Annotated in this window: 24 protein-coding genes; 20 read left to right on the forward strand and 4 right to left on the reverse strand. The window is 59.3% G+C overall.

The window, feature by feature from the left end; genetic code table 11:
- Window positions 1-17: 17 nt before the first annotated feature.
- Genes WKI41_RS17590 through WKI41_RS17600 form a run of 3 tightly spaced genes read left to right on the forward strand, consistent with a single transcriptional unit; the run spans window position 18 to window position 1,423 of the window.
- Window positions 18-311 carry a YciI-like protein gene (locus WKI41_RS17590; protein WP_062424898.1) on the forward strand — a complete coding sequence of 98 codons (294 nt, stop codon included), beginning with the start codon at window positions 18-20 and terminating at the stop codon, window positions 309-311.
- A 14-nt stretch (window positions 312-325) separates the two neighbouring features.
- Window positions 326-769, forward strand: a complete 444-nt coding sequence (locus WKI41_RS17595) for an EVE domain-containing protein (protein ID WP_062424897.1) — start codon at window positions 326-328, stop codon at window positions 767-769.
- Window positions 770-778: 9 nt separating this feature from the next.
- Window positions 779-1,423: a class I SAM-dependent methyltransferase gene (locus WKI41_RS17600; RefSeq protein ID WP_340194760.1), complete on the forward strand. Its 645-nt coding sequence runs from the start codon at window positions 779-781 to the stop codon at window positions 1,421-1,423.
- Between the two features lie 120 nt (window positions 1,424-1,543).
- Here WKI41_RS17600 and WKI41_RS17605 read toward each other — a convergent pair whose 3' ends face one another.
- Window positions 1,544-1,909, reverse strand: coding sequence for a hypothetical protein (locus tag WKI41_RS17605; RefSeq protein WP_340194761.1), 366 nt, complete (start codon window positions 1,907-1,909; stop codon window positions 1,544-1,546).
- Window positions 1,910-2,212: 303 nt separating this feature from the next.
- On the opposite strand from WKI41_RS17605, the gene sdhC reads away from it, so the two are divergent.
- From sdhC to WKI41_RS17685, 16 genes are all read left to right on the forward strand, one after another.
- Entirely contained in the window at window positions 2,213-2,605 is a 393-nt protein-coding gene (gene sdhC, locus WKI41_RS17610; RefSeq protein WP_296035216.1) for a succinate dehydrogenase, cytochrome b556 subunit, read from the forward strand.
- Between the two features lie 12 nt (window positions 2,606-2,617).
- Window positions 2,618-2,998 (forward strand): succinate dehydrogenase, hydrophobic membrane anchor protein, encoded by a 381-nt coding sequence (gene sdhD / locus WKI41_RS17615; protein WP_340194762.1) that lies wholly within the window; start codon window positions 2,618-2,620, stop codon window positions 2,996-2,998.
- 6 nt (window positions 2,999-3,004) lie between these two features.
- Window positions 3,005-4,846 carry a succinate dehydrogenase flavoprotein subunit gene (sdhA, locus tag WKI41_RS17620; protein WP_340194763.1) on the forward strand — a complete coding sequence of 614 codons (1,842 nt, stop codon included), beginning with the start codon at window positions 3,005-3,007 and terminating at the stop codon, window positions 4,844-4,846.
- A 17-nt stretch (window positions 4,847-4,863) separates the two neighbouring features.
- Window positions 4,864-5,643, forward strand: coding sequence for a succinate dehydrogenase iron-sulfur subunit (locus tag WKI41_RS17625; protein ID WP_340194764.1), 780 nt, complete (start codon window positions 4,864-4,866; stop codon window positions 5,641-5,643).
- 204 nt (window positions 5,644-5,847) lie between these two features.
- A complete protein-coding gene (locus WKI41_RS17630; protein ID WP_340194765.1) occupies window positions 5,848-6,381 on the forward strand; it encodes a protease inhibitor Inh/omp19 family protein in 534 nt (177 codons plus the stop codon).
- Between the two features lie 64 nt (window positions 6,382-6,445).
- Complete coding sequence (zapE, locus tag WKI41_RS17635) at window positions 6,446-7,609, forward strand: cell division protein ZapE (protein ID WP_340194766.1); 1,164 nt, start codon at window positions 6,446-6,448, stop codon at window positions 7,607-7,609.
- Between the two features lie 178 nt (window positions 7,610-7,787).
- Window positions 7,788-8,750 (forward strand): malate dehydrogenase, encoded by a 963-nt coding sequence (mdh, locus tag WKI41_RS17640; protein ID WP_062424888.1) that lies wholly within the window; start codon window positions 7,788-7,790, stop codon window positions 8,748-8,750.
- A gap of 32 nt (window positions 8,751-8,782) precedes the next feature.
- A complete protein-coding gene (gene sucC, locus WKI41_RS17645) occupies window positions 8,783-9,976 on the forward strand; it encodes an ADP-forming succinate--CoA ligase subunit beta (RefSeq protein ID WP_340194767.1) in 1,194 nt (397 codons plus the stop codon).
- A 19-nt stretch (window positions 9,977-9,995) separates the two neighbouring features.
- A complete protein-coding gene (gene sucD, locus WKI41_RS17650) occupies window positions 9,996-10,898 on the forward strand; it encodes a succinate--CoA ligase subunit alpha (RefSeq protein WP_340194768.1) in 903 nt (300 codons plus the stop codon).
- A gap of 258 nt (window positions 10,899-11,156) precedes the next feature.
- Entirely contained in the window at window positions 11,157-14,153 is a 2,997-nt protein-coding gene (locus tag WKI41_RS17655) for a 2-oxoglutarate dehydrogenase E1 component (protein WP_340194769.1), read from the forward strand.
- A gap of 55 nt (window positions 14,154-14,208) precedes the next feature.
- Window positions 14,209-15,447 carry a 2-oxoglutarate dehydrogenase complex dihydrolipoyllysine-residue succinyltransferase gene (gene odhB, locus WKI41_RS17660; RefSeq protein ID WP_340194770.1) on the forward strand — a complete coding sequence of 413 codons (1,239 nt, stop codon included), beginning with the start codon at window positions 14,209-14,211 and terminating at the stop codon, window positions 15,445-15,447.
- Window positions 15,448-15,515: 68 nt separating this feature from the next.
- The gene (locus tag WKI41_RS17665) at window positions 15,516-15,929 is read left to right on the forward strand and encodes an MAPEG family protein (RefSeq protein WP_340194771.1); all 414 of its coding nucleotides are present in this window, start codon (window positions 15,516-15,518) and stop codon (window positions 15,927-15,929) included.
- Window positions 15,930-15,942: 13 nt separating this feature from the next.
- Window positions 15,943-16,581 (forward strand): LysE family translocator, encoded by a 639-nt coding sequence (locus WKI41_RS17670; protein WP_340194772.1) that lies wholly within the window; start codon window positions 15,943-15,945, stop codon window positions 16,579-16,581.
- A gap of 33 nt (window positions 16,582-16,614) precedes the next feature.
- The gene (locus WKI41_RS17675; protein WP_340194773.1) at window positions 16,615-17,367 is read left to right on the forward strand and encodes an SDR family oxidoreductase; all 753 of its coding nucleotides are present in this window, start codon (window positions 16,615-16,617) and stop codon (window positions 17,365-17,367) included.
- 24 nt (window positions 17,368-17,391) lie between these two features.
- Window positions 17,392-18,798 carry a dihydrolipoyl dehydrogenase gene (gene lpdA / locus WKI41_RS17680; protein WP_340194774.1) on the forward strand — a complete coding sequence of 469 codons (1,407 nt, stop codon included), beginning with the start codon at window positions 17,392-17,394 and terminating at the stop codon, window positions 18,796-18,798.
- A gap of 135 nt (window positions 18,799-18,933) precedes the next feature.
- The gene (locus WKI41_RS17685; RefSeq protein ID WP_340194775.1) at window positions 18,934-19,428 is read left to right on the forward strand and encodes a cytochrome b; all 495 of its coding nucleotides are present in this window, start codon (window positions 18,934-18,936) and stop codon (window positions 19,426-19,428) included.
- A gap of 177 nt (window positions 19,429-19,605) precedes the next feature.
- Here the strand turns inward: WKI41_RS17685 and WKI41_RS17690 are convergent, their stop codons facing one another.
- Window positions 19,606-21,603, reverse strand: coding sequence for a BCCT family transporter (locus WKI41_RS17690; protein ID WP_340194776.1), 1,998 nt, complete (start codon window positions 21,601-21,603; stop codon window positions 19,606-19,608).
- Between the two features lie 235 nt (window positions 21,604-21,838).
- Here WKI41_RS17690 and WKI41_RS17695 point away from each other — a divergent pair, with 235 nt between their 5' ends.
- Window positions 21,839-22,327 carry a DUF2867 domain-containing protein gene (locus tag WKI41_RS17695; RefSeq protein WP_340194777.1) on the forward strand — a complete coding sequence of 163 codons (489 nt, stop codon included), beginning with the start codon at window positions 21,839-21,841 and terminating at the stop codon, window positions 22,325-22,327.
- A gap of 8 nt (window positions 22,328-22,335) precedes the next feature.
- Here the strand turns inward: WKI41_RS17695 and WKI41_RS17700 are convergent, their stop codons facing one another.
- Entirely contained in the window at window positions 22,336-23,433 is a 1,098-nt protein-coding gene (locus WKI41_RS17700; RefSeq protein WP_340194778.1) for a TraB/GumN family protein, read from the reverse strand.
- A gap of 90 nt (window positions 23,434-23,523) precedes the next feature.
- Window positions 23,524-24,459: a tyrosine recombinase XerC gene (locus WKI41_RS17705; RefSeq protein ID WP_340194779.1), complete on the reverse strand. Its 936-nt coding sequence runs from the start codon at window positions 24,457-24,459 to the stop codon at window positions 23,524-23,526.
- Window positions 24,460-24,550 lie beyond the last annotated feature (91 nt).

Here is a 24,550-nt window from a genome sequence, read left to right on the forward strand (position 1 = left end):
GACAAGAGGAGAAGACAATGCTGTTTGCCTTTATCTGCAAGGATAAGCCCGGCCATTTGAATGTGCGTATGGACACACGTCCCGCGCATCTTGAGCATCTCAACAAGCTGAATGCCGAAGGCACGCTGAAGATTGCCGGTCCGTTTCTGGATGCAGACGGCAAACCGAATGGCAGCCTCGTGATCGTCGAAGCCGCCGATATCGATGCTGCGCGTGCGCTTGCCGATGCCGACCCTTACGCCAAGGCGGGTCTGTTCGAAAGCGTCGATGTGAAGCCCTATAATTGGGTTTTCAACAATCCGGCGGCGTAAGGACAGAGCGCGAGATGGCGAATTACTGGCTATTCAAATCCGAACCCGACACATGGTCCTGGGAGCAGCAGAAGGCCAAGGGCGAGGCCGGCGAGGAATGGACCGGCGTGCGCAACTATCAGGCGCGCAACAACATGCGGGCCATGAAGCTTGGCGACAAGGGTTTCTTCTACCACTCCAATGAGGGGCTGGAGGTCGTCGGCATCGTCGAGGTCTGCGAATTGTCCAAGCCGGATTCGTCCGCCGAGGGGGATGCGCGCTGGGACTGCGTGCACATCAAGGCGGTCCGCGATGTGCCGAAGCCGGTGACCTTGAAGGCGGTAAAGGCCAATCCGAAGCTTGCCGACATGTCGCTCGTCACGTCCATGCGACTTTCCGTTCAGCCGGTGACGGAAGAGGAATATCTGGAAGTCTGCCACATGGCAGGCGTCGATAAGCCGCCACGCTCGCCTGATTGATATCATCCCGTGAAGACCGCGCCAGAAGACTTCATCCGCGCCAACACCAGCATCATGTCGCCGCCGCACGTGCCGGAGCTTGCCCTTCATCTTGGAAGCGAAGCCCATGATCTTTGGCTGAAGACGGAGGAAGAGCTGGAAGAGATCGGCCTGCCGCCGCCCTTCTGGGCTTTCGCCTGGGCCGGCGGGCAGGGGTTGGCGCGCTATATTCTGGATAACCCCGACGTGGTGCGCGGCAAACGCGTCGTCGATTTCGCCAGTGGCTCCGGCATGGTGGCGATTGCTGCGGCGCTGGCGGGGGCGACCCATGTGCTTGCGGTCGATATCGACCCCTGGGCAAAGAGTGCTGTGATGCTCAACGCTGCGGTGAATGGCGTGACGATCGATGTGATCTCGCAGGATGTCATCGGAAGGGACATGGACGCCGACGTGTTGCTTGCCGGCGACGTATTTTACGACAAGGTGTTCGCAGACGCGCTGATCCCTTGGTTTGCATCTCTTACAGCCCACGGCGTTACCGTACTGGTCGGCGATCCAGGCCGTGCCTATTTGCCGAAGACGAAGCTCAGCGCCTGCGCTACTTACCAGGTGCCGGTAACGCGGGCGCTGGAAGACAGCGAAGTCAAGCAGACAACCGTCTGGCGCTTATCCTAAAACCGCGCACCTGCCCAAAAATCCAAATCGATCTTCGAAATCGCACGCCGCTTGGATCCCAAGGCGTTGAAGCGTCCTTTGCACCTGCAAATAGGACGCAAGGTGCTTTGGGCAAAGCTCTTAGGGACGGATGACGCAGACGCCGGCTTCATACTGGCAGTTGGCGTTCATCGTACGCTGGTTGACGTGGATGATGCGCGGCTCGACCGTCGTCTTACGGTATCCGTCCGGCAGATATGCACCGCCACCCTGGGCGTAGAAATAGTTTCCGTTGCCGGGAAAACGCACCGCAGACAGCCCGCCCGCATAGGTACCAAGGCCTCTAATGTAGGACGGTAGCCCATCACCGCCGACGACGGAGGGCTGCGAATAGCTGTAAGGGCGGTACGAACGATGATCGCGGTGATAGTCGCTCGCGCTCGCCAAAGAGGGGGAACCAATGGTGATCAGAAGGGTTGGAATGATCCAATAGGCCTGCTTGAACATGATCTTCTCCATCCAGTTTTGAAGCTCTCCGTTCGGGCGGAAAGGCATTTTTTGTTTTACGTTTACGTAAATTAAATAGAATGTTGACGTCTGGAAACGCTCGACATTTTATTTTCGATCCAGAGAATCACGCAGAATTTTTAGACCACAATCGATTAAATTCAAAACGGTTGCCGATTGTACTTGTCGTGATGCCCTCCTGCGATTAAAGGTCGCGCTTGGTGCAATGCACATTCTTTCGTCATGTGCGTTGTTTGGGGGCGCCCGGCTATGATCGGCGCCAAGAAACGCCGTGAGGTTCATATGGCGAACACGACAAACAATCGGCCTTTGTCGCCGCATCTTCAAATCTACAAGCCAATTCCGACGATGGTTGCGTCCATTGTACACCGTATTACCGGTGGCGCACTCTATTTCGGCACGCTTCTGGTTGCCTGGTGGCTGATTGCGACCGCCTCTGGCGTCGACGCTTACGCCTGGGTCCAGTGGGCCATGAGTTCGCTGATCGGCAAGCTGATCCTGATCGGCTATACCTGGGCGCTGGTTCACCACATGCTCGGCGGCCTTCGCCACTTCATGTGGGACCTCGGCCACGGCTTCGAGAAGCATTTCACCACCAAGCTCGCCAAGGCGTCCTTTGTCGTTTCGATCTGTCTGACCGCGCTGATCTGGGTTGTCGCCCTGATCGTGCGCTGAGGAGATACCATCATGGATATGCGCACCCCTCTCGGCAAGGTTCGCGGTCTCGGCTCCGCCAAGGAAGGCACCGAGCATTTCTGGCGCCAGCGTGTGACGGCCGTTTCCAACGTGCCGCTTCTGATCTTCTTCGTCGGTTTTCTCGTTATGTACGGCGGCGCGCCCTATGAGGTTGTCGTTTCGGCTCTCTCAAACCCGCTCGTTGCGGTGATCATGGGCCTCGTCGTCATCTCCGGCCTCATTCACATGAAGCTCGGCATGCAGGTCATCATCGAGGACTACATTCATGCGGAAGTTCCCAAGCTGGTTCTTCTGATGCTGAACACCTTCTTCGCGGTGGCAGTCGGCGGTCTCTGTCTCTTCGCCGTTCTGAAAATCGCATTCGCAGGATAATCCGTCATGGCACCGAACAGTTCACCCTCACAGAACGGCAAGGCCTATACTTACGTCGATCACTCCTATGACGTCATCGTCGTAGGCGCCGGCGGCGCTGGTCTGCGCGCCACACTCGGCATGGCCGAGCAGGGCTTCAAGACCGCCTGTATCACCAAGGTTTTCCCAACCCGTTCGCACACCGTTGCCGCCCAGGGCGGTATCGCTGCCTCGCTCGTCAACATGACGCCCGACTGTTGGCAGTGGCACCTTTACGACACCGTAAAGGGGTCCGACTGGCTCGGCGACGTGGACGCCATGCAATATCTCGCCATGGAAGCGCCTAAGGCGGTCTATGAGCTCGAGCATTACGGCGTGCCGTTTTCGCGTAACGCCGAAGGCAAGATCTACCAGCGTCCGTTCGGCGGCCACATGCAGAATTACGGTGAAGGCCCGCCGGTACAGCGCACCTGCGCCGCCGCTGATCGCACCGGCCACGCCATTCTGCACACGCTGTATGGCCAGTCGCTGCGCAACAATGCCGAATTCTTCATCGAGTATTTCGCGCTCGACCTCATCATGTCGGATGATGGCCGCTGCACCGGCGTCGTTGCCTGGAACCTCGATGACGGCACTATTCACCGTTTCGCCGCCAAGATGGTCGTTCTGGCGACCGGCGGTTACGGTCGCGCCTATTTCTCCGCCACCTCCGCGCATACCTGCACGGGCGATGGCGGCGGCATGATCGCACGCGCCGGCCTTCCGCTTCAGGACATGGAATTCGTTCAGTTCCACCCGACCGGCATCTACGGCGCAGGCTGCCTGATCACCGAAGGGGCGCGCGGCGAAGGCGGATATCTCGTCAACTCCGAAGGCGAGCGCTTCATGGAGCGCTATGCCCCATCCGCCAAGGATCTGGCATCGCGCGACGTCGTATCCCGCTGCATGACCATGGAAATTCGCGAAGGCCGAGGCGTGGGCAAGAACAAGGACCACATCTTCCTGCATCTGGACCACCTCGATCCGGCGGTTTTGCATGAGCGTCTTCCAGGCATTTCCGAAAGCGCCAAGATCTTCGCAGGCGTGGACGTGACGCGCGAGCCGATCCCGGTTCTGCCGACGGTTCACTACAATATGGGCGGCATTCCGACCAATTATTGGGGTGAAGTGCTGAACGCCGATAGCGAAAATCCCGGTCGTATCTCGCCCGGCCTGATGGCTGTGGGCGAAGCGGGCTGTGCCTCGGTTCACGGTGCAAACCGTCTCGGCTCCAACTCGCTGATCGACCTTGTGGTCTTCGGTCGTGCCGCTGCCATCCGTGCAGCCCAGGTCATCAACCGTGACGAGCCGGTTCCGGCTCTCAACACGGTTGCCTGCGACAAGATCATGGATCGCTTCGACCGCCTGCGCAACGCCAGTGGCAGCACGCCGACGGCGGTGCTGCGCGACAAGATGCAGCGCGCCATGCAGGAAGATGCCGCCGTGTTCCGCACGCAGGAATCGCTTGCAAACGGCTGCCAGCGTCTCTCCGCCATCTGGAAGGAACTTCCGGATGTGAAGGTCACCGACCGTTCGATGGTGTGGAACTCCGATCTGGTGGAAACGCTGGAGCTGGAAAACCTGATGGCCAACGCCATCACCACCGTCTACGGCGCGGAAGCCCGCAAGGAAAGCCGCGGCTCGCATGCACGCGAGGACTATACCGATGGCCCGTTTGCCGGCCGCGACGACGTCAACTGGCGCAAGCACACGCTGGCCTGGGTCAGCGAAGCGGGCGACGTCAAGCTAGACTACCGTCCGGTGCACACCGAACTCATTGCCGATGGCATCGATCCTAAAAAGATCGAGCCAAAAGCACGCGTCTATTGATTTGAGAGGTATTGGACATGGTTGAACTTGCTCTCCCCAAAAACTCTCAGATGACCGAAGGCAAGGTCTGGCCGAAGCCGGCAGGCGCGAAGAACGTTCGCGAATACCGGGTTTATCGCTGGAACCCTGACGACGGCCAGAACCCACGTATCGACACGTATTACATCGATATCGATGATTGCGGCCCTATGGTTCTCGATGCGCTTTTGTACATCAAGAACAAGATCGATCCGACGCTCACACTTCGCCGGTCCTGTCGTGAAGGCATTTGCGGTTCCTGCGCGATGAACATCGACGGCACGAATACGCTGGCCTGCACCAAGGGCATGGAAGAGATCAACGGCACGGTAAAGGTCTATCCTCTGCCGCATATGCCTGTGGTCAAGGATCTGGTGCCGGACCTGTCGAACTTCTACGCCCAGCACCGCTCGATCGAGCCTTGGCTGAAGACGGTGTCTCCTACACCTGCCAAGGAATGGAAGCAGAGCCATGAAGACCGTCTGAAGCTGGATGGTCTTTACGAGTGCATTCTGTGCGCCTGCTGCTCCACCTCCTGTCCCAGCTACTGGTGGAATGGCGACCGTTATCTCGGTCCAGCCGTTCTGCTTCAGGCCTATCGCTGGCTGATCGACAGCCGCGACGAAGCAACGGGCGAGCGTCTCGACAACCTCGAGGACCCTTTCCGTCTGTATCGCTGCCATACCATCATGAACTGCGCGCAGGCCTGCCCCAAGGGTCTGAACCCGGCCAAGGCGATTGCCGAGATCAAGAAGATGATGGTCGAGCGTCGCGTTTGATGATCGCGTCCTAGATCAGAAATGTCAGAAGCCGCGGCTACAGGTCGCGGCTTCTTTATTGGGAAGCGGCGAAGAATTTTCCTAAAATGCCGACGAAATGGCAATTATCGTTGCCGCGTCTTGCCTTAGCTAAGGCTTTGGTAATAATTCAGCCGCTTTGTGTAACCATGAATTTTCCGAAGCGACGAGAATCGGGAGCTTGAGATGCAAGTTAGATATGTGGTGACGGGCCTTGTGGTCGTTATGGGCCTCGCCGGTTGCCAGCGTACCTCTTACGATTACAACAGCAATTCCAATGCTGGTCCCGGATACACGCCGCCGCTTCAGGCGCAGCCTGTTCCATCCGTCCAGTCCGGTGCGCTTCCTCCTCCCGGTGGCTCTTCGCAGTTTCCGACGGCTCCGACGGCAACGCCTCCCGGCAGCGCCAATGTCGCAGCGGGCGCGCCGACGACGGCGCTCGACGTGACCAAGGAATCGATGGTTGGAAACTGGCGCGTCTCCAACGGTGCAGCCAATTGCGACATGTTCCTGACGCTCACCAATCTCGGCAGCGGCTCTCGTGGCGGCACGCGCGGTTGCACCGGCGACCTGACGTCCATGGGCTCCTGGGAAGTCTCGGGCAAGATGGTCCAGTTCAAGAACCGTGCAGGCGATACGATCGGCCGCGTTTACAAGACGTCTGACGCCCGTTACGACGGCACGACCAATAACGGCCAGCCTCTGAGCCTCAGCCGATAACAGATCGACGGGAAGCGCGCGTCCGCTGCAAGCGACGTGCGCTTCGCGCGCGGGGTTTTTCTCCATGCAGCGAGTGCCGGACTATAACCATAGTGTCGTTGAGCAACTCAACGCATTGACGGCGTCCGGAGAGTTGAAGGCCGATGCCGCCCAGCTTGGCGTTGCTGCCCATCTCGACAGAATCCTCTCCGACCTGAAGCTGCGCAAGCCCGCCAAGAAGAAGAGCGCGCTTGGCTGGATGTTTGCCCGCAAGGCCGCTTCTTCCCCGTCGGTCAAGGGTCTTTACGTCCATGGCAGTGTCGGGCGCGGCAAGACCATGCTCATGGACATGTTCTTCCAGGTGGCGCCGGTGGAGAAGAAGCGCCGCTGCCATTTCCATGAGTTCATGGCAGACGTTCACCACCGCGTCCACGCCCACCGGCAAAAGCTGAAGAGCGGCGAGACCAAGCAGGCCGACCCTATTCCGCCGGTTGCCGCGCAATTGCTCGCAGAAGCCGAACTGCTCTGCTTCGACGAATTCACCGTGACGGACATTGCCGATGCGATGATCCTGGCGCGGCTCTTCACCGAGCTCTTCGCAAATGGCTGTACGCTGGTGACCACCTCCAACGTCGTGCCGGACAATCTCTACAAGGACGGCCTCAATCGCGGCCTCTTCCTCCCCTTTATCGATCTGCTGAAGCAGAATGTCGACGTCGTCTCGCTCGATAGCCCGATCGACTATCGCATGGAGAAGGTGAAGAGCTTGCCTGTCTATGTGACGCCACTCGATGGCGCTGCCGATCAGGCGATGGACATGGCATGGCATCACCTGACTGCGGGGCAGGTCGTCGCGCCGGTGGAGATCGAGATGAAGGGTCGCTCGGTCCTCGTGCCGCGCGCAGCGGGGCGGGTCGCACGCTTCACCTTCCGCGATCTTTGCGAGAAGCCACTCGGTGCGTCCGATTTCCTGGCGATTGCCGATCGGTTCGATACCGTCTTCATCGACCATATTCCTCTGCTGAACGCCGATCGTCGCAACGAGACCAAGCGTTTCATCATCCTGATCGACGCGCTTTACGATCACCGCGTTCGGCTCTTCGCCTCCGCCGCCGCCATGCCGGAAGACCTTTTGGGAACCAGAAAAGGTACCGAAGGTTTCGAGTTCGATCGCACGGCGTCGCGTCTATTCGAGATGCGCAGCGCCGATTATCTTGCGCTGCACAACGAAAAGCGGCAGGCGGCATGACGTTTTGATGACACAATATATTACGTTTACGTAAGAATTTTATCATCTAAACGATTGAAAAACCTTGCTCTGAAAGAATTGGTTGCCATTTTTGGCCAATGCGTCTAAGCCGAGTACGACAATTTCAGCCGCAGTCCGTCTGCGGAAAATTGAGTTGAAGCTTAAGAGGAAGCATTCGATGTCTCGCAAAAAGATTGCACTTATTGGTTCTGGCATGATCGGCGGCACGCTGGCGCATCTCGCCAGCCTGAAGGAATTGGGCGATATCGTCCTCTTCGATATTGCTGACGGTATTCCGCAGGGCAAGGGTCTGGATATTGCCCAGTCCGGCCCGGTCGAAGGCTTCAACGCAAAGCTTACCGGCGCGTCCGACTACGCTGCCATTGAAGGTGCAGATGTCTGCATCGTCACCGCCGGCGTTGCCCGTAAGCCTGGCATGAGCCGCGACGACCTTCTCGGCATCAACCTCAAGGTCATGGAACAGGTTGGCGCGGGCATCAAGAAATATGCCCCCAACGCGTTCGTGATCTGCATCACCAACCCGCTCGACGCCATGGTCTGGGCTTTGCAGAAGTTCTCCGGCCTGCCGAAGAACAAGGTCGTCGGCATGGCTGGCGTTCTCGATAGCGCCCGTTTCCGCCTCTTCCTCTCTGAAGAGTTCAACGTCTCGGTTGAAGACGTCACCGCCTTCGTTCTCGGCGGCCATGGCGACACGATGGTGCCGCTTGCCCGTTACTCCACCGTTGCCGGCATTCCGCTAACCGACCTCGTCAAGCTCGGCTGGGTCTCGGCAGAGCGTCTCGAGCAGATCATTCAGCGCACCCGTGACGGCGGCGCGGAAATCGTTGGCCTGCTGAAGACCGGTTCTGCCTACTACGCACCTGCCGCTTCCGCTATCGAGATGGCCGAATCCTACCTCAAGGACAAGAAGCGCGTTCTGCCTGCTGCCGCCTATCTCTCGGGCCAGTACGGCGTTAACGACATGTATGTCGGCGTGCCGACGGTTATTGGTGCGGGCGGTATCGAGCGCATCATCGAGATCGAACTCAACAAGGACGAGGAAGCAGCCTTCCAGAAGTCCGTCGGTGCCGTTGCCGGTCTTTGCGAAGCCTGCGTCAACATCGCTCCGTCGCTGAAGTAATTGCCTCTCAGGCTGTAAACAGGGAATAACCCATGAATATTCATGAATATCAGGCCAAGGCTCTTCTGAAGGGCTATGGTGCGCCGGTTGCCGAAGGGGTTGCCATCCTCAAGGTCGAAGAAGCCGAAGCTGCCGCCAAGCAGCTTCCTGGCCCGCTCTACGTGGTCAAGAGCCAGATCCACGCTGGTGGCCGCGGCAAGGGCAAGTTCAAGGAACTCGGCCCTGATGCCAAGGGCGGCGTTCGCCTGGCAAAGTCCATCGAGGAAGTCGTTTCCCACGCCAAGGACATGCTCGGCAACACGCTGGTCACCGCCCAGACGGGCGACGCCGGCAAGCAGGTCAACCGTCTCTACATCGAAGACGGTGCCGACATTGCTCGCGAACTCTACTGCTCGCTGCTCGTCGACCGCTCCGTCGGCAAGGTTGCCTTTGTCGTTTCGACCGAAGGCGGCATGGACATCGAGGCTGTCGCTCACGACACGCCTGAGAAGATCCACACGATCGCTATCGACCCGGAAGCCGGCGTAACGGCTGAAGACGTTGCCAAGATTTCCAGCGCGCTGGAGCTTGACGGCGTTGCTGCCGAAGACGCCAAGTCGCTCTTCCCGGTTCTCTACAAAGCGTTTGTCGACAAGGACATGGCGCTTCTCGAGATCAACCCGCTGATCGTCATGGAAAACGGTCATCTGCGCGTTCTCGACGCCAAGGTTTCCTTCGACGGCAACGCGCTGTTCCGCCATGACGACGTCAAGGCGCTGCGCGACGAGACCGAAGAAGACGCCAAGGAAATCGAAGCCTCCAAGTGGGACCTCGCTTATGTGGCGCTCGACGGCAACATCGGCTGCATGGTCAATGGCGCCGGTCTTGCCATGGCGACGATGGACATCATCAAGCTTTACGGCAAAGAGCCTGCAAACTTCTGCGACGTCGGCGGTGGTGCTGGCAAGGAGAAGGTCGCTGCAGCCTTCAAGATCATCACCGCAGACCCGAAGGTCGAGGGCATCCTCGTCAACATCTTCGGCGGCATCATGAAGTGCGACGTCATCGCTGAAGGCGTTATCGCCGCCGTGAAGGAAGTCGGTCTCAAGGTTCCGCTCGTCGTGCGCCTGGAAGGCACGAATGTCGAACTTGGCAAGAAGATCCTGAACGAATCCGGCCTCGCCATCACGGCTGCCGACGATCTGGACGATGCTGCCAAGAAGATCGTCGCCGCGGTCAACGGCTAATTTTTAAGGATCCTGATTAATGTCCATTCTCGTCAATAAAGACACAAAGATCCTCGTGCAGGGCCTGACCGGCAAGACCGGTACGTTCCACACCGAACAGGCGCTTGCCTATTACGGCACGCAGATGGTCGGTGGTATCCACCCTTCCAAGGGTGGCACCAACTGGACCGGCTCCAAGGGCGAAACCCTGCCGATCTTCGCAACCGTTGCCGAAGCCAAGGAAAAGACCGGTGCAGACGCATCCGTGATCTACGTTCCGCCAGCAGGTGCCGCTGACGCGATCATCGAAGCGATCGACGCCGAGATCCCGTTCATCACCTGCATCACCGAAGGTATTCCGGTTGCAGACATGGTTCGCGTCAAGGCTCGCCTCGACCGTTCGAACTCGCGCCTGCTCGGCCCGAACTGCCCAGGTATCCTGACGCCGGAAGAATGCAAGATCGGCATCATGCCGGGCTCGATCTTCCGCAAGGGTTCGGTCGGTATCGTCTCGCGCTCCGGCACGCTGACCTATGAAGCCGTATTCCAGACATCCAACGAAGGCCTCGGCCAGACGACGGCTGTCGGCATCGGCGGCGACCCGGTCAAGGGCACCGAATTCATCGACGTGCTGGAAATGTTCCTCGCAGACGAAGCCACGACCTCGATCATCATGATCGGTGAAATCGGCGGCTCGGCTGAAGAAGATGCAGCCCAGTTCCTGATCGACGAAGCCAAGAAGGGCCGCAAGAAGCCGATGGCTGGCTTCATTGCCGGTCGTACCGCGCCCAAGGGCCGTACCATGGGCCACGCCGGTGCTGTCGTTTCCGGCGGCAAGGGCGACGCGGAATCGAAGATCGCTGCCATGGAAGCAGCGGGCATCAAGGTTTCGCCCTCTCCGGCACGCCTTGGCAAGACGCTGGTCGAAGTCCTCAAGGGCTGAGACTGAGATAATCTGGCAGCGGGCAGGGGCTGGAAACGGCGGCCTGCCCGAAGCCGCATGAAGACAAAGACGTTACGTCGTTTCGGTAAAGCAAAGAGCGGTTCTGCCGTTCAGCATGCAGTGAAACGAAGACTTGAGAGCAGGTCGGCTTTCCTTTGAAGAATCCGACAATGTTCCAGCGGCAAGAATGCAAGCGACCGGTCGCGAATGACCATCAACGGGATTGAGGAGGCGGACGATCACGTCCGCGAAAAAACAATGGCAAGGCAAGAAGCCAACGAGCAGTTTCAGATCACGTCGTTTCTCGACGGCGCGAATGCGGCCTATATCGAGCAGCTCTATGCCCGGTACGAAGAGGACCCTTCCTCGGTATCGCCTGAGTGGCAGAGTTTCTTCAAGGGTCTGTCCGACAATCCTGACGATGTGAAGAAGGCCGCCAAGGGCGCGTCCTGGAAGCGCTCCAACTGGCCGATCGCGGCTGGCGGTGAGCTGATTTCCGCGCTCGACGGCAACTGGGCGACGGTCGAAAAGGCCATCGAGAAGAAGGTTCAGGCCAAGGCCGAAGCCAAGGGTGCTGAAACGGGCAAGCCCGTCAGCGAAGCCGAAGTGCTGCAGGCGACCCGTGATAGCGTTCGCGCCATCATGATGATCCGCGCCTACCGCATGCGCGGCCACCTGCATGCCAAGCTCGATCCGCTCGGCATTGCGAGCGCTGTCGAGGACTACAACGAGTTGTCGCCGAAGTCCTATGGCTTCGAAGAGAGCGACTACGACCGCAAGATTTTCATCGATAACGTGCTCGGCCTCGAATACGCGTCCGTTCGCGAGATGATCGATATTCTGGAGCGCACCTACTGCTCCACCATCGGCGTCGAATTCATGCACATGTCCAACCCGGACGAGAAGGGCTGGATTCAGGAACGCATCGAGGGGCCGGACAAGGGCGTTGCATTCACTGCCGAGGGCAAGAAGGCGATCCTGTCGAAGCTCGTCGAAGCCGAAGGCTACGAGCAGTTCCTCGACGTGCGCTTCAAGGGCACCAAGCGTTTTGGTCTGGACGGCGGTGAATCGCTGATTCCGGCGCTGGAACAGATCATCAAGCGCGGCGGCCAGGACGGTCTGGAAGAAGTCGTTCTCGGCATGGCGCACCGTGGCCGTCTGAACGTTCTGACCAACGTCATGGGCAAGCCGCATCGCGCCGTGTTCCACGAGTTCAAGGGCGGGTCCTTCAAGCCGGACGACGTCGAAGGTTCGGGTGACGTGAAGTACCACCTCGGTGCCTCTTCCGACCGCGAATTCGACGGCAACAAGGTTCACCTGTCGCTGACGGCGAACCCCTCGCACCTGGAAATCGTCAACCCGGTTGTCATGGGCAAGGCTCGCGCCAAGCAGGACCAGCTTGCCAAGATCTGGGATGGCGACACCATTCCGCTGTCCGAACGCGCCAAGGTTCTGCCGCTGCTGCTGCACGGCGATGCCGCCTTTGCGGGTCAGGGTGTGGTTGCCGAAATTCTCGGTCTGTCCGGTCTTCGCGGTCACCGCGTTGCCGGCACCATGCACTTCATCATCAACAACCAGATCGGCTTTACGACGAACCCCGCTTTCTCGCGCTCGTCGCCCTATCCGTCCGACGTTGCCAAGATGATCGAAGCGCCGATCTTCCACGTCAATGGCGACGATCCGGAAGCGGTGGTCTATGCGGCCAAGATCGCGACCGAATATCGCATGAAGTTCCACAAGCCTGTCGTCATCGACATGTTCTGCTACCGCCGCTTCGGCCACAACGAAGGCGATGAGCCAGCGTTCACGCAGCCGAAGATGTACAAGGTCATCCGTGGCCACAAGACCGTTGCCCGCATCTACGCCGACCGCCTCATTGCCGAAGGGCTGATGAACGAAGGCGAATTCGAAAAGATGAAGGCCGACTGGCGCGGCCATCTGGAGCAGGAATTCGAAGCCGGTCAGAGCTATAAGCCGAACAAGGCCGACTGGCTGGACGGTCAGTGGTCGGGTCTTCGCGCCGCCGACAATGCCGATGAGCAGCGTCGCGGCAAGACCGGCGTGCCGATGAAGCAGCTGAAGGAAATCGGCAAGAAGCTGTCGACCATTCCAGAAGGCTTCACTGCGCACCGCACGATCCAGCGTTTCATGGAAAACCGCGCACAGATGGTCGAAACCGGTGAAGGTATCGATTGGGCGATGGCGGAAGCCTTTGCCTTCGGCTCGCTTGCGGTCGATGGCCACAAGATCCGTCTTTCCGGTCAGGATTGCGAACGCGGCACCTTCTCGCAGCGTCACTCGGTTCTCTACGATCAGGAAACCGAAGAGCGTTACATCCCGCTGGCAAACCTGTCGCCGACCCAGGCTCGTTACGAAGTCATCAACTCGATGCTGTCGGAAGAAGCCGTTCTCGGTTTTGAATACGGCTACTCGCTGGCCCGTCCGAATGCGCTCACCCTCTGGGAAGCCCAGTTCGGCGACTTCGCCAACGGCGCGCAGGTGGTGTTCGACCAGTTCATCTCGTCTGGTGAACGCAAGTGGCTTCGCATGTCCGGTCTCGTCTGCCTTCTGCCGCATGGCTATGAAGGTCAGGGTCCGGAGCACTCTTCTGCCCGTCTGGAGCGTTTCCTCCAGCTTTGCGCCGAAGACAACATGCAGGTTGCCAACTGCACCACGCCTGCCAACTACTTCCACATTCTGCGCCGTCAGGTGAAGCGCGACTTCCGCAAGCCGCTGATCATGATGACGCCGAAGTCGCTGCTGCGCCACAAGCGTGCGACCTCGTCTCTGACGGAAATGGCGGGCGAATCCTCCTTCCACCGTCTGCTGTGGGACGATGCGGAGGTCATCAAGGACGGCCCGATCAAGCTGCAGAAGGATTCCAAGATCCGTCGCGTCGTGCTCTGCACCGGCAAGGTTTACTACGACCTTCTGGAAGAGCGCGAGAAGCGTGGTGTGGACGATGTCTACCTGCTGCGTATCGAGCAGCTCTATCCGTTCCCGGCCAAGGCGCTCATCAACGAGCTGTCCCGCTTCCGCAACGCGGAAATGGTCTGGTGCCAGGAAGAGCCGAAGAACATGGGCGCGTGGTCCTTCATCGACCCGTATCTCGAATGGGTTCTGGCGCATATCGACGCCAAGTACCAGAAGGTCCGTTACACGGGCCGTCCGGCTGCCGCCTCTCCGGCGACCGGCCTGATGTCCAAGCATCTGGCGCAGCTTGCTGCGTTCCTCGAAGACGCATTGGGAGAGTAACCACTCTCCCGCTTCGACCCTCGCAACAAAGACACCTGAATAACGGAACGATAACATGGCCACTGAAATCCGCGTACCAACACTGGGTGAGTCCGTCAGCGAAGCGACTGTCGGCACCTGGTTCAAGAAAGTCGGCGACACCGTCAAGGCCGACGAGCCGCTGGTGGAACTGGAAACCGACAAGGTTACCGTCGAAGTCCCGGCTCCTGCTTCCGGCGTGCTGACCGAGATCGTTGCCCAGAATGGCGAAACCGTCGGCCTCGACGCGCTGCTCGGCCAGATCGCCGAAGGCGCTGCTGGTGCTGCCACCTCGGCGCCTGCACCGGCTGCCGCTCCAGCTGCACCTGCGCCTGCCGCAGCGCCTGCTGCTGCAGCACCGGCGCCTGCCGCTTCCGGCTCGGTTCCGCCAGCGCCTGCTGCCGGCAAGCTCCTATCCGAGAACAATCTGTCTGCCGATCAGGTCGATGGTTCGGGCAAGCGCGGCCAGGTTCTGAAGGGTGATGTTCTGGCCGCTGTCGCCAAGGGCGTTTCGGCTCCGGCCGCTGCTCCGGCTCCAGTTGCTGCACCACGTCCGGTTTCCGCCGAGCAGGACGCCGTTCGCGAAGAGCGCGTGAAGATGACGCGTCTGCGCCAGACGATCGCTCGCCGCCTCAAGGACGCGCAGAATACCGCTGCCATGCTGACCACCTATAACGAGGTGGACATGAAGGCTGTCATGGATCTGCGCAACCGCTACAAGGACGTGTTCGAGAAGAAGCATGGCGTGAAGCTCGGCTTCATGGGCTTCTTCACCAAGGCCGTGACCCACGCGCTGAAGGAACTGCCTGCGGTCAACGCCGAGATCGATGGCAACGACATCATCTACAAGAACTATTGTCACGTCGGCATGGCTGTCGGCACGGACAAGGGTCTTGTCGTTCCGGTCATCCGCGATGCAGATCAGCTCTCCATCGCCGGCGTCGAAAAGGAACTTGGTCGTCTTGCCAAGGCAGCCCGTGATGGCTCGCTCGGCATGGCCGACATGCAGGGCGGTACCTTTACCATCACCAATGGTGGCGTTTACGGTTCGCTGATGTCCTCGCCGATTCTCAACGCACCGCAGTCGGGTATTCTCGGCATGCACAAGATCCAGGAGCGTCCGGTCGCGATCGGCGGTCAGGTCGTCATCCGCCCGATGATGTATCTGGCGCTTTCCTACGATCACCGTATCGTCGATGGCAAGGAAGCCGTGACCTTCCTCGTTCGCGTCAAGGAAAGCCTGGAAGATCCGGAACGTCTGGTTCTCGATCTCTAATCGACTTGCTTTTCGTTTCAGCGGGGTCTCAATTGAGGTCTCGCTGAAGCTTTATCAGGAGCACCTCCTTGCAACCGACATTCCTCGCCGCATCTCCCTTCCTGCCGGTTATCGGCTTGAGCGTGATGATCCTCGTGTTGCACGTGATGTTGCAGGCGCTGATTGCGACCAAGGAACTTGGGCGCGACTGGAATGCCGGTCCGCGCGATGACGACCGTAAGGCGACGGGTAAGCTTGCCGGCCGCGCCGAGCGGGCATCCTCCAACTTCCGCGAGACCTATCCGGCCTTCATCGCTCTTGCCTTCGGCGTGATCATGGCGGGCGATCCGTCCGGCATTGCACTGATCGGTGCCTGGATCTGGCTGGTGTGCCGCATCGTCTATATTCCCCTTTATCTGATGGGCATCCCTTACATCCGTTCGCTCGTCTGGGTCGGATCGATGGTCGGCTTGCTGCTGATGTTCTTCGTGTTGATGTTCTAAAGGCGGGCAAATCATGCACCAATATGTCGTCGAGCTTGCATCCCTGATGGCAATCTTTGCCTTCGCGATCGTCTCTCCCGGCGCGGACCTGGCCATGGTCATGCGTCAGGCCATGGTGCATGGACGCCGCGAGGCCATCATCACCAGTTTCGGCATCGGCACGTCGCTGATGTTTCACGTCACCTACACGATTCTCGGTCTTGGCCTGATCATCTCGCAGTCGATCTACCTCTTCAACATCGTGAAGTGGCTTGGCGTGGCTTACCTGATCTATATCGGCATCAAGGCCCTGCGCGCGGACAAGATGGAACTGCCCGAGGTTTCGGAAAATGCGGTGGCGCATAAGCGTCAGTCCGGTCTCAAGTCCTTCACCCTTGGCTTTGCTGCCAATGCGCTGAACCCGAAGCCGGTCTTCTTCTTCCTGTCCATCTTTTCCACCGTGGTTCATGCCCACACGCCGGTCATGATCAAGTTCGGCTATGGCATCGTCATGGCAAGTTGCCTGATTACGTGGTTCGTCGGCGTCAGCCTCTTCATGACGACACCGCGCATGCGCGCAGCCTTTGCCCGCGCCAGCCAGTGGATCGACCGCACCAGCGGCGTGGTCTTCATCGCGCTCGGCATCAAACTCGCAACGGAAAAAGCGGCCTGACATGCAGTCGGTTGTCTGGCAAAGTGAGCGCTGATGAGTGAGGGACCGGTTCTCCTCGTGACGGGTGGCAGCCGCGGCATTGGTGCTGCGACCGCGCGGCTTGCTGCCAAGCGCGGCTGGCGCGTTCTCATCAATTACGCCACGAATGAAGCGGCCGCGCAGGCCGTTGCCGACGATATCACCCGAGATGGCGGCATTGCCCGTATCGTTCAGGGTGATACCGGGACGGAAGAGGGCATCGCCTCGATCTTTGCCGCATTGGATAGCCGCTTCGGCCGTATTGATGGCCTGGTCAACAATGCCGGCGTGGTCGATCAGACAGCCCGCGTCGATGAGTATCCGCGCGACCGGCTCGACCGGATGTTTGCGATCAATGTCATTGGCAAGATCCGCTGTGCGTCCGAGGCGGTCAAACGCATGTCCACCAGGCATGGCGGACGCGGCGGATCGATCGTCAATATTTCATCGATGGCGGCAGTGCTGGGCAGTGCCGGCCAATATGTGGATTATGCCGCGTCGAAGGGTGCGGTGGACACGTTCACCATCGGCTTATCGCGTGAAGTCGCGGCTGAGGGTATCCGCGTCAACGCGGTCCGCCCCGGCATCATCGATACCGACATCCATGCATCGGGCGGGCTGCCTAACCGCGCCACGGATCTGGCGCCGATCGTGCCGATGCAAAGACCCGGTACAGCTCAGGAGATCGCAGATGCGGTCCTCTATCTTCTTTCGCCCGAGGCGTCCTATGTGACGGGCGCCATATTGAATGTGAGCGGCGGCAGATAGCTGCCCAACAATAAAGGAAATCCAATGGCTTATGATGTAGTTGTTATCGGTACCGGCCCCGGCGGTTATGTTTGCGCCGTCAAGGCTGCACAGCTCGGTCTCAAGGTTGCTGTCGTCGAAAAGCGCGCCACCTATGGCGGCACCTGCCTGAACGTTGGTTGCATTCCTTCCAAGGCACTGCTGCATGCATCTGAAATGTTTGCCCATGTTGCCCATGGCATGGACAGCCTCGGTATCGAGGTGGCGGCACCGACGCTCAACCTTGACAAGATGATGGCGCATAAGGACGGCGTGGTGAAGGCCAATGTCGACGGCGTCTCATTCCTTTTCAAGAAGAACAAGATCGATGCCTTCCAGGGTACCGGCAAGGTCGTGTCCGCTGGCAAGGTTTCCGTCACCACCGAGGATGGCTCGGTGCAGGAACTGGAAACCAAGAACATCGTGATCGCGACGGGTTCGGATGTCGCGGGCATCCCGGGCGTTCAGGTCGATCTTGACGAACAGGTTATCGTTTCCTCCACCGGCGCAATCGCGCTTCCAAAGGTTCCGGAAAAGCTCATCGTCGTTGGCGGCGGTGTGATCGGTCTGGAACTCGGTTCCGTCTGGCAGCGCCTCGGCGCCAAGGTGACCGTCGTCGAATATCTCGACAACATTCTCGGGAGCATGGATGGCGAACTGTCCAAGCAGGCACAGCGCCTGTTTGCCAAGCAGGGTATCGACTTCAAGCTCGGCGCCAAGGTGACGGCGGTCGAAAAGACCGGCGCCGGCGCCAAGGTCACGTTCGAGCCGGTCAAGGGCGGTGCAGCCGAAACGCTGGACGCCGATGTGGTTCTGATCTCCACCGGCCGCAAGCCGTACACCGACGGTCTCGGTCTGGCGGAAGCAGGTGTTGCGCTCGACAGCCGTGGTCGCGTTGAAATCGACGGTCACTTCAAGACCAATGTTGCCGGCATCTATGCTATCGGCGACGTGGTCAAGGGCCCGATGCTGGCGCACAAGGCGGAAGATGAAGGCGTGGCCCTTGCCGAAATTCTCGCTGGCCAGCATGGTCACGTCAATTACGACGTCATCCCCGGTGTGGTCTACACCCAGCCGGAAGTCGCTTCCGTTGGCAAGACGGAAGAGGAACTGAAGGCCGCAGGCATCGCCTACAAGGTCGGCAAGTTCCCCTTCACCGCCAATGGTCGTGCCCGCGCCATGCAGGTCACCGACGGTTTCGTCAAGATTCTTGCCGACAAGGAAACCGACCGCGTTCTCGGCGGCCACATCCTCGGCTTTGGCGCTGGCGAAATGATCCAGGAAATTTCCGTGCTGATGGAGTTCAGCGGCTCGTCGGAAGATCTGGGTCGCACCTGCCACGCTCACCCGACCATGTCGGAAGCGGTGAAGGAAGCGGCACTCGCAACCTTCTTCAAGCCGATCCACATGTGATCGGACCTGTTCGGCCTCTGCTTCATCGATTGAGGCCGAACATTATATTTCGGTAAGCTTGTAAGCCGCATCTTGTTCTTCAGGATGCGGCTTTTATTGTGGCCTTTCGAACCGTTCCATCGAGAGGGATAGTCCATGGGTTCAACGACGCTCACCGGCTACAGCATTCCGCAGAAAGCGCTTCACTGGATCATGGCGCTGCTGATTGTATTCAATCTCCTCCTCCCCGACGGCATGGAGCATTGGAACCGGCTGATGCGCCGAGGAGAGCCGATCACGCCGGATGATATCGCCTCCGCCAATATCCATGCCTATGTCGGCATCGCCATTCTGGTGCTCTGCCTCGTGCGTCTCTGTCTTCGGCTGGTGCAAGGCGTGCCGGAGGCGCCCGCGGCCGAGCCGCCGCTAGCCAAGCTGGTGGCCAAGGTTACGCATTGGGCGTTTTATGCGATCTTTCTGGCCATGCCTCTTACCGGCATAGGCAAATATTACTTCGGTAATGACATTGCGGGAGAGCTGCATGAAGGGCCTATCAAGCTTCTGCTCTGGGCGCTCATCGGCCTGCACATTCTTGGCGTGCTGGTTCACCAGTTCTTCTGGCGGACCGATCTGTTGCGGCGGATGGCCTGAGCTGTCTTGAAGGACGAGGTGCAAAGGGCTCGTCGGCAATTTATGCAGTTACGTACGGTGGAGAAGTCCTCTGCGCAGGGCGTTCGATAGGGCTGACTTCTCTTTGCGGAAGCGACGTAGCCCGTCTTCTCCAATCGAAGAGGGCAGGCCGCTCGGTGAGTGGCCTGCCCTTTTGCATTACGCCCTGATGGCGTGGAGATACTGGAAGTGGCGCTCATACTGTTCAAGCACGTCCTGAATCAGTTCGTCCTTTGAGAACTCCATGACGTCGTAGTCCTGGCCACCATCAAGCAGGAAGACTTCTGCGCGGTAGTAATAGTCCGCGCGTCGGCGGTTGCTCTGGCTTTCGAAGAAGCTGTAGCCCGGGGTCTCGTAGCGGCGCATGCGCACGCCGTAGACGAACTCTTCCGGCTCACCAGGCGCTACCGTCAGCTTGAGCTTGCCGGGTTCTTCCGCCAGTGTCGTGACCAGTGAACGTTTTTCCAGTTCGGTCGCCACGGCGCGTAGCGCCTCGGTGGCGATGCCGCTCATGAAGCGTTCGCCTTCTGCCTTTGACGGATGATGCAGGATGCCCTGCAACTGTCGCTGCCAGGAGATGGCGTTGCGGGGTCGCAGATTCTGGACCAACGCGTTCTGGCGCGCACCCTCGCGTCTCAGACCCTTCCACAGGCCCCAGCACATCAACAGCATGACGAAGGTGAAGGGTAGGGCCCCGGCAATGGAGGCGGTTTGCAAGGCATCGAGACCGCCCGCGTAAAGCAGGATCGCGCCGATGACGCCGGATATGATGGCCCAGAAGACACGGCGTGCCACTGGTCCGTCTTCCCGTCCGCCCGATGTCAGCGTGTCGATGACGAGTGCCGCCGAATCCGCGCCGGTGACGAAGAAGAAGACAATCAGCGCCATTGCGAACCAGGACACGTAAAGTCCAAGCGGGAACTGTTCCAGAAGCACGAAGAGCGCCAGCGAAACGTCCTTGGACACGGCTTCGGAGACAGCGGTGGTGGCGCCCGTCAGGTGGAGCGACAGCGCGGTATCGCCAAAGACGGTCATCCAGGCGAAGCTGAAGCCAGCCGGCACGATAAGGACGCCGGCAATGAATTCACGGATGGTGCGCCCGCGCGAGATGCGGGCGATGAACATGCCCACGAAGGGCGACCAGGCAATCCACCAGCCCCAGTAGAACAGCGTCCAGTTGCCGAGCCATTTGCTTGGACCCTCATCCGGCGAATAGGCATACATGTAGAAGGTGCGCATGACGAAGTGATCGAGATAGGCGCCGAGATTCTGAACGAAGGCGCGCATCAGGAATGTCGTCGGCCCCATGATGAAGACGAAGAGCATCAGGGCGACGGCCATCAACATGTTCATGTTGGACAGAAACTTGATGCCCTTGTCGAGGCCCGTCGCCACGGAGACGGTCGCCATGGCGGTGATGATGACGATGAGCGGCAGCTGCACCCAAAACGAGATCGACCAGCCGAGCACGTGGTTGAAGCCGGCATTGACCTGAAGCACGCCAAGTCCCAGTGATGTCGCGACGCCGAACAACGTCCCGATGACTGCAAAGATATCGACGGCGTTGCCAATCGGGCCGTAGATGCGATCTCCGATCAGCGGATAGAGCGCGGAGCGCATGGTGAGCGGGAGGCCATGGCGGAAGGAGAAGTAGGCAAGCGACAGGCCGATAACCGCATAGACGGCCCAGGCATGCAAACCCCAATGAAAATAGCTGATTTCCATCGCAGTTCTCGCCGCTTCGACCGTCTCGGGATCGCCGATCGGCGGTGCGGTAAAATGCTTGATCGGCTCGGCGACGCCAAAGAAGACGAGGCCGATGCCCATGCCGGCGGCAAACAGCATGGAGAACCATGCGCCATAACTATAGTCTGGCTCCGCGTGGTTCGGACCGAGCTTGATGCGGCCATAGCTGGAGCAGCCAAGATAGAGCATGAAGATGAGGAAGATGGCGACCGACAGCAGGTAGACCCAACCGAGTTCGGTAACGATCCATGATTGCACCGCACTGAACACGGCCGCGGAGCCTTGAGGCCAGATGACACCGGCCAGAACGAAGATGGCGGTCAAACCGACCGACCAGAAAAATACGGGTTTATTGACGCCTTCCATCAACCCCATAGGCTTCGTGTCTTCAGACGCTTGTTCTTCGCCCATGTGTTTTCCCTCTCAATCTATCACTTAATCAAATGTCTGTTGCGCGGGCGCGCATGCCCCACGCTAAACGCGCCCATGCCGCAAATGTATTGCGCGCCAAATAGTTGCGTGGACATAGTGGTTTTCGTACGAAGCCTCTAATACACGCTGAAGCCGAACCTGCCGAAGTCGTAGCAGCGTCGGATTGTCGCGTATCCGCGCCGTCTGAAAAGAACGATAGTACCGCTCGAGGAAATTGAGGTGGAAGGCCGGGGCGTGGGGGACGAGAGATTTAAGCGGCATATTGCCGGGGGCGGGTTGGCGCGATTGTTTTGAAGGCACGGTGGGCGACGATCCCTCTCACTCGCTTGATGTCGCCCGGCGTCTCCTTAATCATCCGCCAGCCTGGATCAGCGGGTTGATGGCGCTTCGAAACGGTATCGTTTCGGTTTTCGGTCTGAAAACGGTAGCACTTGCTGCCGGCGAATCCGCCGGTGGATTTCCTGTCGTCTCGTGCTGGTCCGAGCGCACGGTTGTCGGTTTCGACGATCGCCATCTGGATTTCAGGATCGTGGTCGATCTGGAGGAACGGGCAGTTGGCCGCGTGCTGCGCGTGACCACCCTGGTTCGGCGCAAGAATCTCTTTGGACGGATTTATCTCTTCGCCGTTGGGCCGTTTCATCGCCGAATCGTGCCGGCGATGATGCGGCCCTTTTGCCGGGATGTTCGTACTGCTTCTCTGTAGGAACGTCGTCAGTTCACCGGGGTCAGCGTAAAGCCCTTTTTCCGCAGCAGTTCGATGACGCCTTCGTTGCCGGGGAGGTGCAGTGCGCCCACAGCCATGAAGACACCGCCTTGATCGAGGTGGCTTTCGGCCCGGTCCGCCATCACGTGGTTGCGGTCGGTAATCAGCCGTTGTTCGAAGGCGGCGTAGCCGTCGTCGCCCTTCTTTGTCTCGTCCGGATCGACGCTCTTCATCATCGGGGTGATCATGGCAATCTCGCCCTTCAGATAAAGATCAATCATGGTTGCCATGATATCCTGCATCCGGTTGCCCATGCGCAGCATCTCGATCAGCGACTGCACGTGAAAGGTCATCGGCAGATCGGACATGGCGCTCATCTGCTCTACCAGCGTTTCCAATCCAACGAGTTGCTTGTCGTCTTTCAGGGCGTCATTGGCAAGCTTCATGTCGAGAAACTCGGCACCCTTGGCCTTGCGCGCCAGCTCGCAGGCGGGAAGTGCCACGAAGCTTGAGAGAATCCACGGCTTCATCTTCATCACTGCATTCAGCGGAATGCCGCGCTCTTTCAGGCCGGTTTCGAGCTTTGCTACATCGTCTGCAGGAAGCATGTCGGTGATGGATTTGCCATCGAGGAACATCGTCAGATCAGGCCGGGCAAGAAGCGAAGCGCCTGCCTTCTTGTCGCTGGTGATTTCGTCGGATTCGACGATAACGGTTTTGGCTGCGGCAAAAGCTTCTTTCGCGCCCTTCGGCATATCCACCACGCGCGGATCGGCAAGATGCATTGTACCAAGAAGCCAGGACGGCTCCTTGCCGTCTTTCTCGACCTTCCAGAACGTGCCTTTGCCGTTCGGGATTTTCGCAGCGTCGGCGACAATCGTGGCGTAGGCTTGCGGGTTGGTCTTCTGCATCTCGACCAGGATGTCGCTGCCGCCGCAGGTATCTGCCTGCTCTTCGGCGGCATTGGCGTCTGAAAGGGTCAGAAGCGTCATCAGCAGAATGGAGAGTGCAGCCAGGTGCAGTGCGGCAAGCAACCACAAAAGTGCATTGCCGAAACGGCCCATCAGTAGCGCTGTCAGGCCTTGCGGCCGCAAGAGAACGGTCATCGAATCACCTCCGTCTGCACCTTATGGCTTATAGGAGGGGCCGGTTGCACGGACGGTTAATGCGCATGGTTTACAAAGCGTTAACTAGGCTCATGCCCTCGGATGGGCCTTGTCGTAGATGTCGAGAAGGCGTGCCGTATCGACACCGGTGTAGATCTGCGTCGTCGACAGGCTGGCGTGTCCTAAGAGTTCCTGGATGGTGCGAAGATCGCCGCCGCCGGCCAGAAGATGGGTGGCGAAGGAATGGCGCAGCGCATGTGGCGTGGCGTTGTCCGACAGGTTGAAGGCGCCGCGAAGCTTCTGCATTTCGCGCTGAATAATGGCTGGCTGCAATTTGCCGCCGCGCGCGCCAAGAAAAAGCGGTTCGTCGTTTGAGAGCGCATAGGGGCAGAGCTTGCGATAGGTCTCGACCGCCTCCAGCACGACGGGCAGGAGTGGCACGAGACGCATCTTCTTGCCTTTACCGATAACGCGCAGGCTTCTGGCACCTGCCGGAAAATCGCCGGGCTTGAGATCGAGCGCTTCGGAGATACGAAGACCGCAGCCATAAAGCAGCGCCAGCACGGCGGCGTTGCGCGCGGCAATCCATGGCTCTTCGGCGAGTTGACCTTCCTGCGTGGTGATCCTCAGCGCCTGTCCATCGGTCAGGGGTTTGGGCAGAGACTTCGGCTGCTTGGGAGCACGCATGGCGGTTGCACCTGCGGCATTGACCAGCCCGGTCTTTTCCAGAAAGCGCAGGAGGGAGCGCAGGCCCGCCAGATTACGGCCTAGCGAGCGCGCGCCGGTTCCCTCCTTGCGCCGGGCAGCCAGAAAGGCGCGCAGATCGGCGGCGCGAAGATTTTCGATATCCTTCATGCGGGCAGGATGGCCGTTATAACCGGTCATGAAGATCAGGAACTGGCGCGTATCGCGTTCATAGGCATCCAGCGTATGCTCCGACAAACGGCGCTCGTCTTCCAGAGCGGCCAGCCACTCCCGGCGCTTTTCCAGAAGCTCCGGATCGGCAAAGGTGAGAATTTCGTCCACGTCGTGCATCCTCTTGCGGTTAGGCGTCCATCATGGGCTCTCGCGGTCAGTATTTGGTTAAAGCCTCGATAACGAGGACATGGCATCCCAG

Source organism: Agrobacterium larrymoorei, from assembly GCF_037722385.1.
Taxonomy (GTDB): Bacteria; Pseudomonadota; Alphaproteobacteria; order Rhizobiales; family Rhizobiaceae; genus Agrobacterium; species Agrobacterium larrymoorei_C.

What these genes read in the sequence shown, in the direction of transcription:
- WKI41_RS17590 (WP_062424898.1), top strand. Translation starts at nt 18, where the DNA reads ATGCTGTTTGCCTTTATCTGCAAGGATAAGCCCGGCCATTTGAATGTG.
- WKI41_RS17595 (WP_062424897.1), top strand. Translation starts at nt 326, where the DNA reads ATGGCGAATTACTGGCTATTCAAATCCGAACCCGACACATGGTCCTGG.
- WKI41_RS17605 (WP_340194761.1), bottom strand. Translation starts at nt 1,909, where the DNA reads ATGTTCAAGCAGGCCTATTGGATCATTCCAACCCTTCTGATCACCATT.
- sdhC (WP_296035216.1), top strand. Translation starts at nt 2,213, where the DNA reads ATGGCGAACACGACAAACAATCGGCCTTTGTCGCCGCATCTTCAAATC.
- sdhD (WP_340194762.1), top strand. Translation starts at nt 2,618, where the DNA reads ATGGATATGCGCACCCCTCTCGGCAAGGTTCGCGGTCTCGGCTCCGCC.
- sdhA (WP_340194763.1), top strand. Translation starts at nt 3,005, where the DNA reads ATGGCACCGAACAGTTCACCCTCACAGAACGGCAAGGCCTATACTTAC.
- WKI41_RS17625 (WP_340194764.1), top strand. Translation starts at nt 4,864, where the DNA reads ATGGTTGAACTTGCTCTCCCCAAAAACTCTCAGATGACCGAAGGCAAG.
- WKI41_RS17630 (WP_340194765.1), top strand. Translation starts at nt 5,848, where the DNA reads ATGCAAGTTAGATATGTGGTGACGGGCCTTGTGGTCGTTATGGGCCTC.
- zapE (WP_340194766.1), top strand. Translation starts at nt 6,446, where the DNA reads ATGCAGCGAGTGCCGGACTATAACCATAGTGTCGTTGAGCAACTCAAC.
- mdh (WP_062424888.1), top strand. Translation starts at nt 7,788, where the DNA reads ATGTCTCGCAAAAAGATTGCACTTATTGGTTCTGGCATGATCGGCGGC.
- sucC (WP_340194767.1), top strand. Translation starts at nt 8,783, where the DNA reads ATGAATATTCATGAATATCAGGCCAAGGCTCTTCTGAAGGGCTATGGT.
- sucD (WP_340194768.1), top strand. Translation starts at nt 9,996, where the DNA reads ATGTCCATTCTCGTCAATAAAGACACAAAGATCCTCGTGCAGGGCCTG.
- WKI41_RS17655 (WP_340194769.1), top strand. Translation starts at nt 11,157, where the DNA reads ATGGCAAGGCAAGAAGCCAACGAGCAGTTTCAGATCACGTCGTTTCTC.
- odhB (WP_340194770.1), top strand. Translation starts at nt 14,209, where the DNA reads ATGGCCACTGAAATCCGCGTACCAACACTGGGTGAGTCCGTCAGCGAA.
- WKI41_RS17670 (WP_340194772.1), top strand. Translation starts at nt 15,943, where the DNA reads ATGCACCAATATGTCGTCGAGCTTGCATCCCTGATGGCAATCTTTGCC.
- WKI41_RS17675 (WP_340194773.1), top strand. Translation starts at nt 16,615, where the DNA reads ATGAGTGAGGGACCGGTTCTCCTCGTGACGGGTGGCAGCCGCGGCATT.
- lpdA (WP_340194774.1), top strand. Translation starts at nt 17,392, where the DNA reads ATGGCTTATGATGTAGTTGTTATCGGTACCGGCCCCGGCGGTTATGTT.
- WKI41_RS17685 (WP_340194775.1), top strand. Translation starts at nt 18,934, where the DNA reads ATGGGTTCAACGACGCTCACCGGCTACAGCATTCCGCAGAAAGCGCTT.
- WKI41_RS17690 (WP_340194776.1), bottom strand. Translation starts at nt 21,603, where the DNA reads ATGGGCGAAGAACAAGCGTCTGAAGACACGAAGCCTATGGGGTTGATG.
- WKI41_RS17700 (WP_340194778.1), bottom strand. Translation starts at nt 23,433, where the DNA reads ATGACCGTTCTCTTGCGGCCGCAAGGCCTGACAGCGCTACTGATGGGC.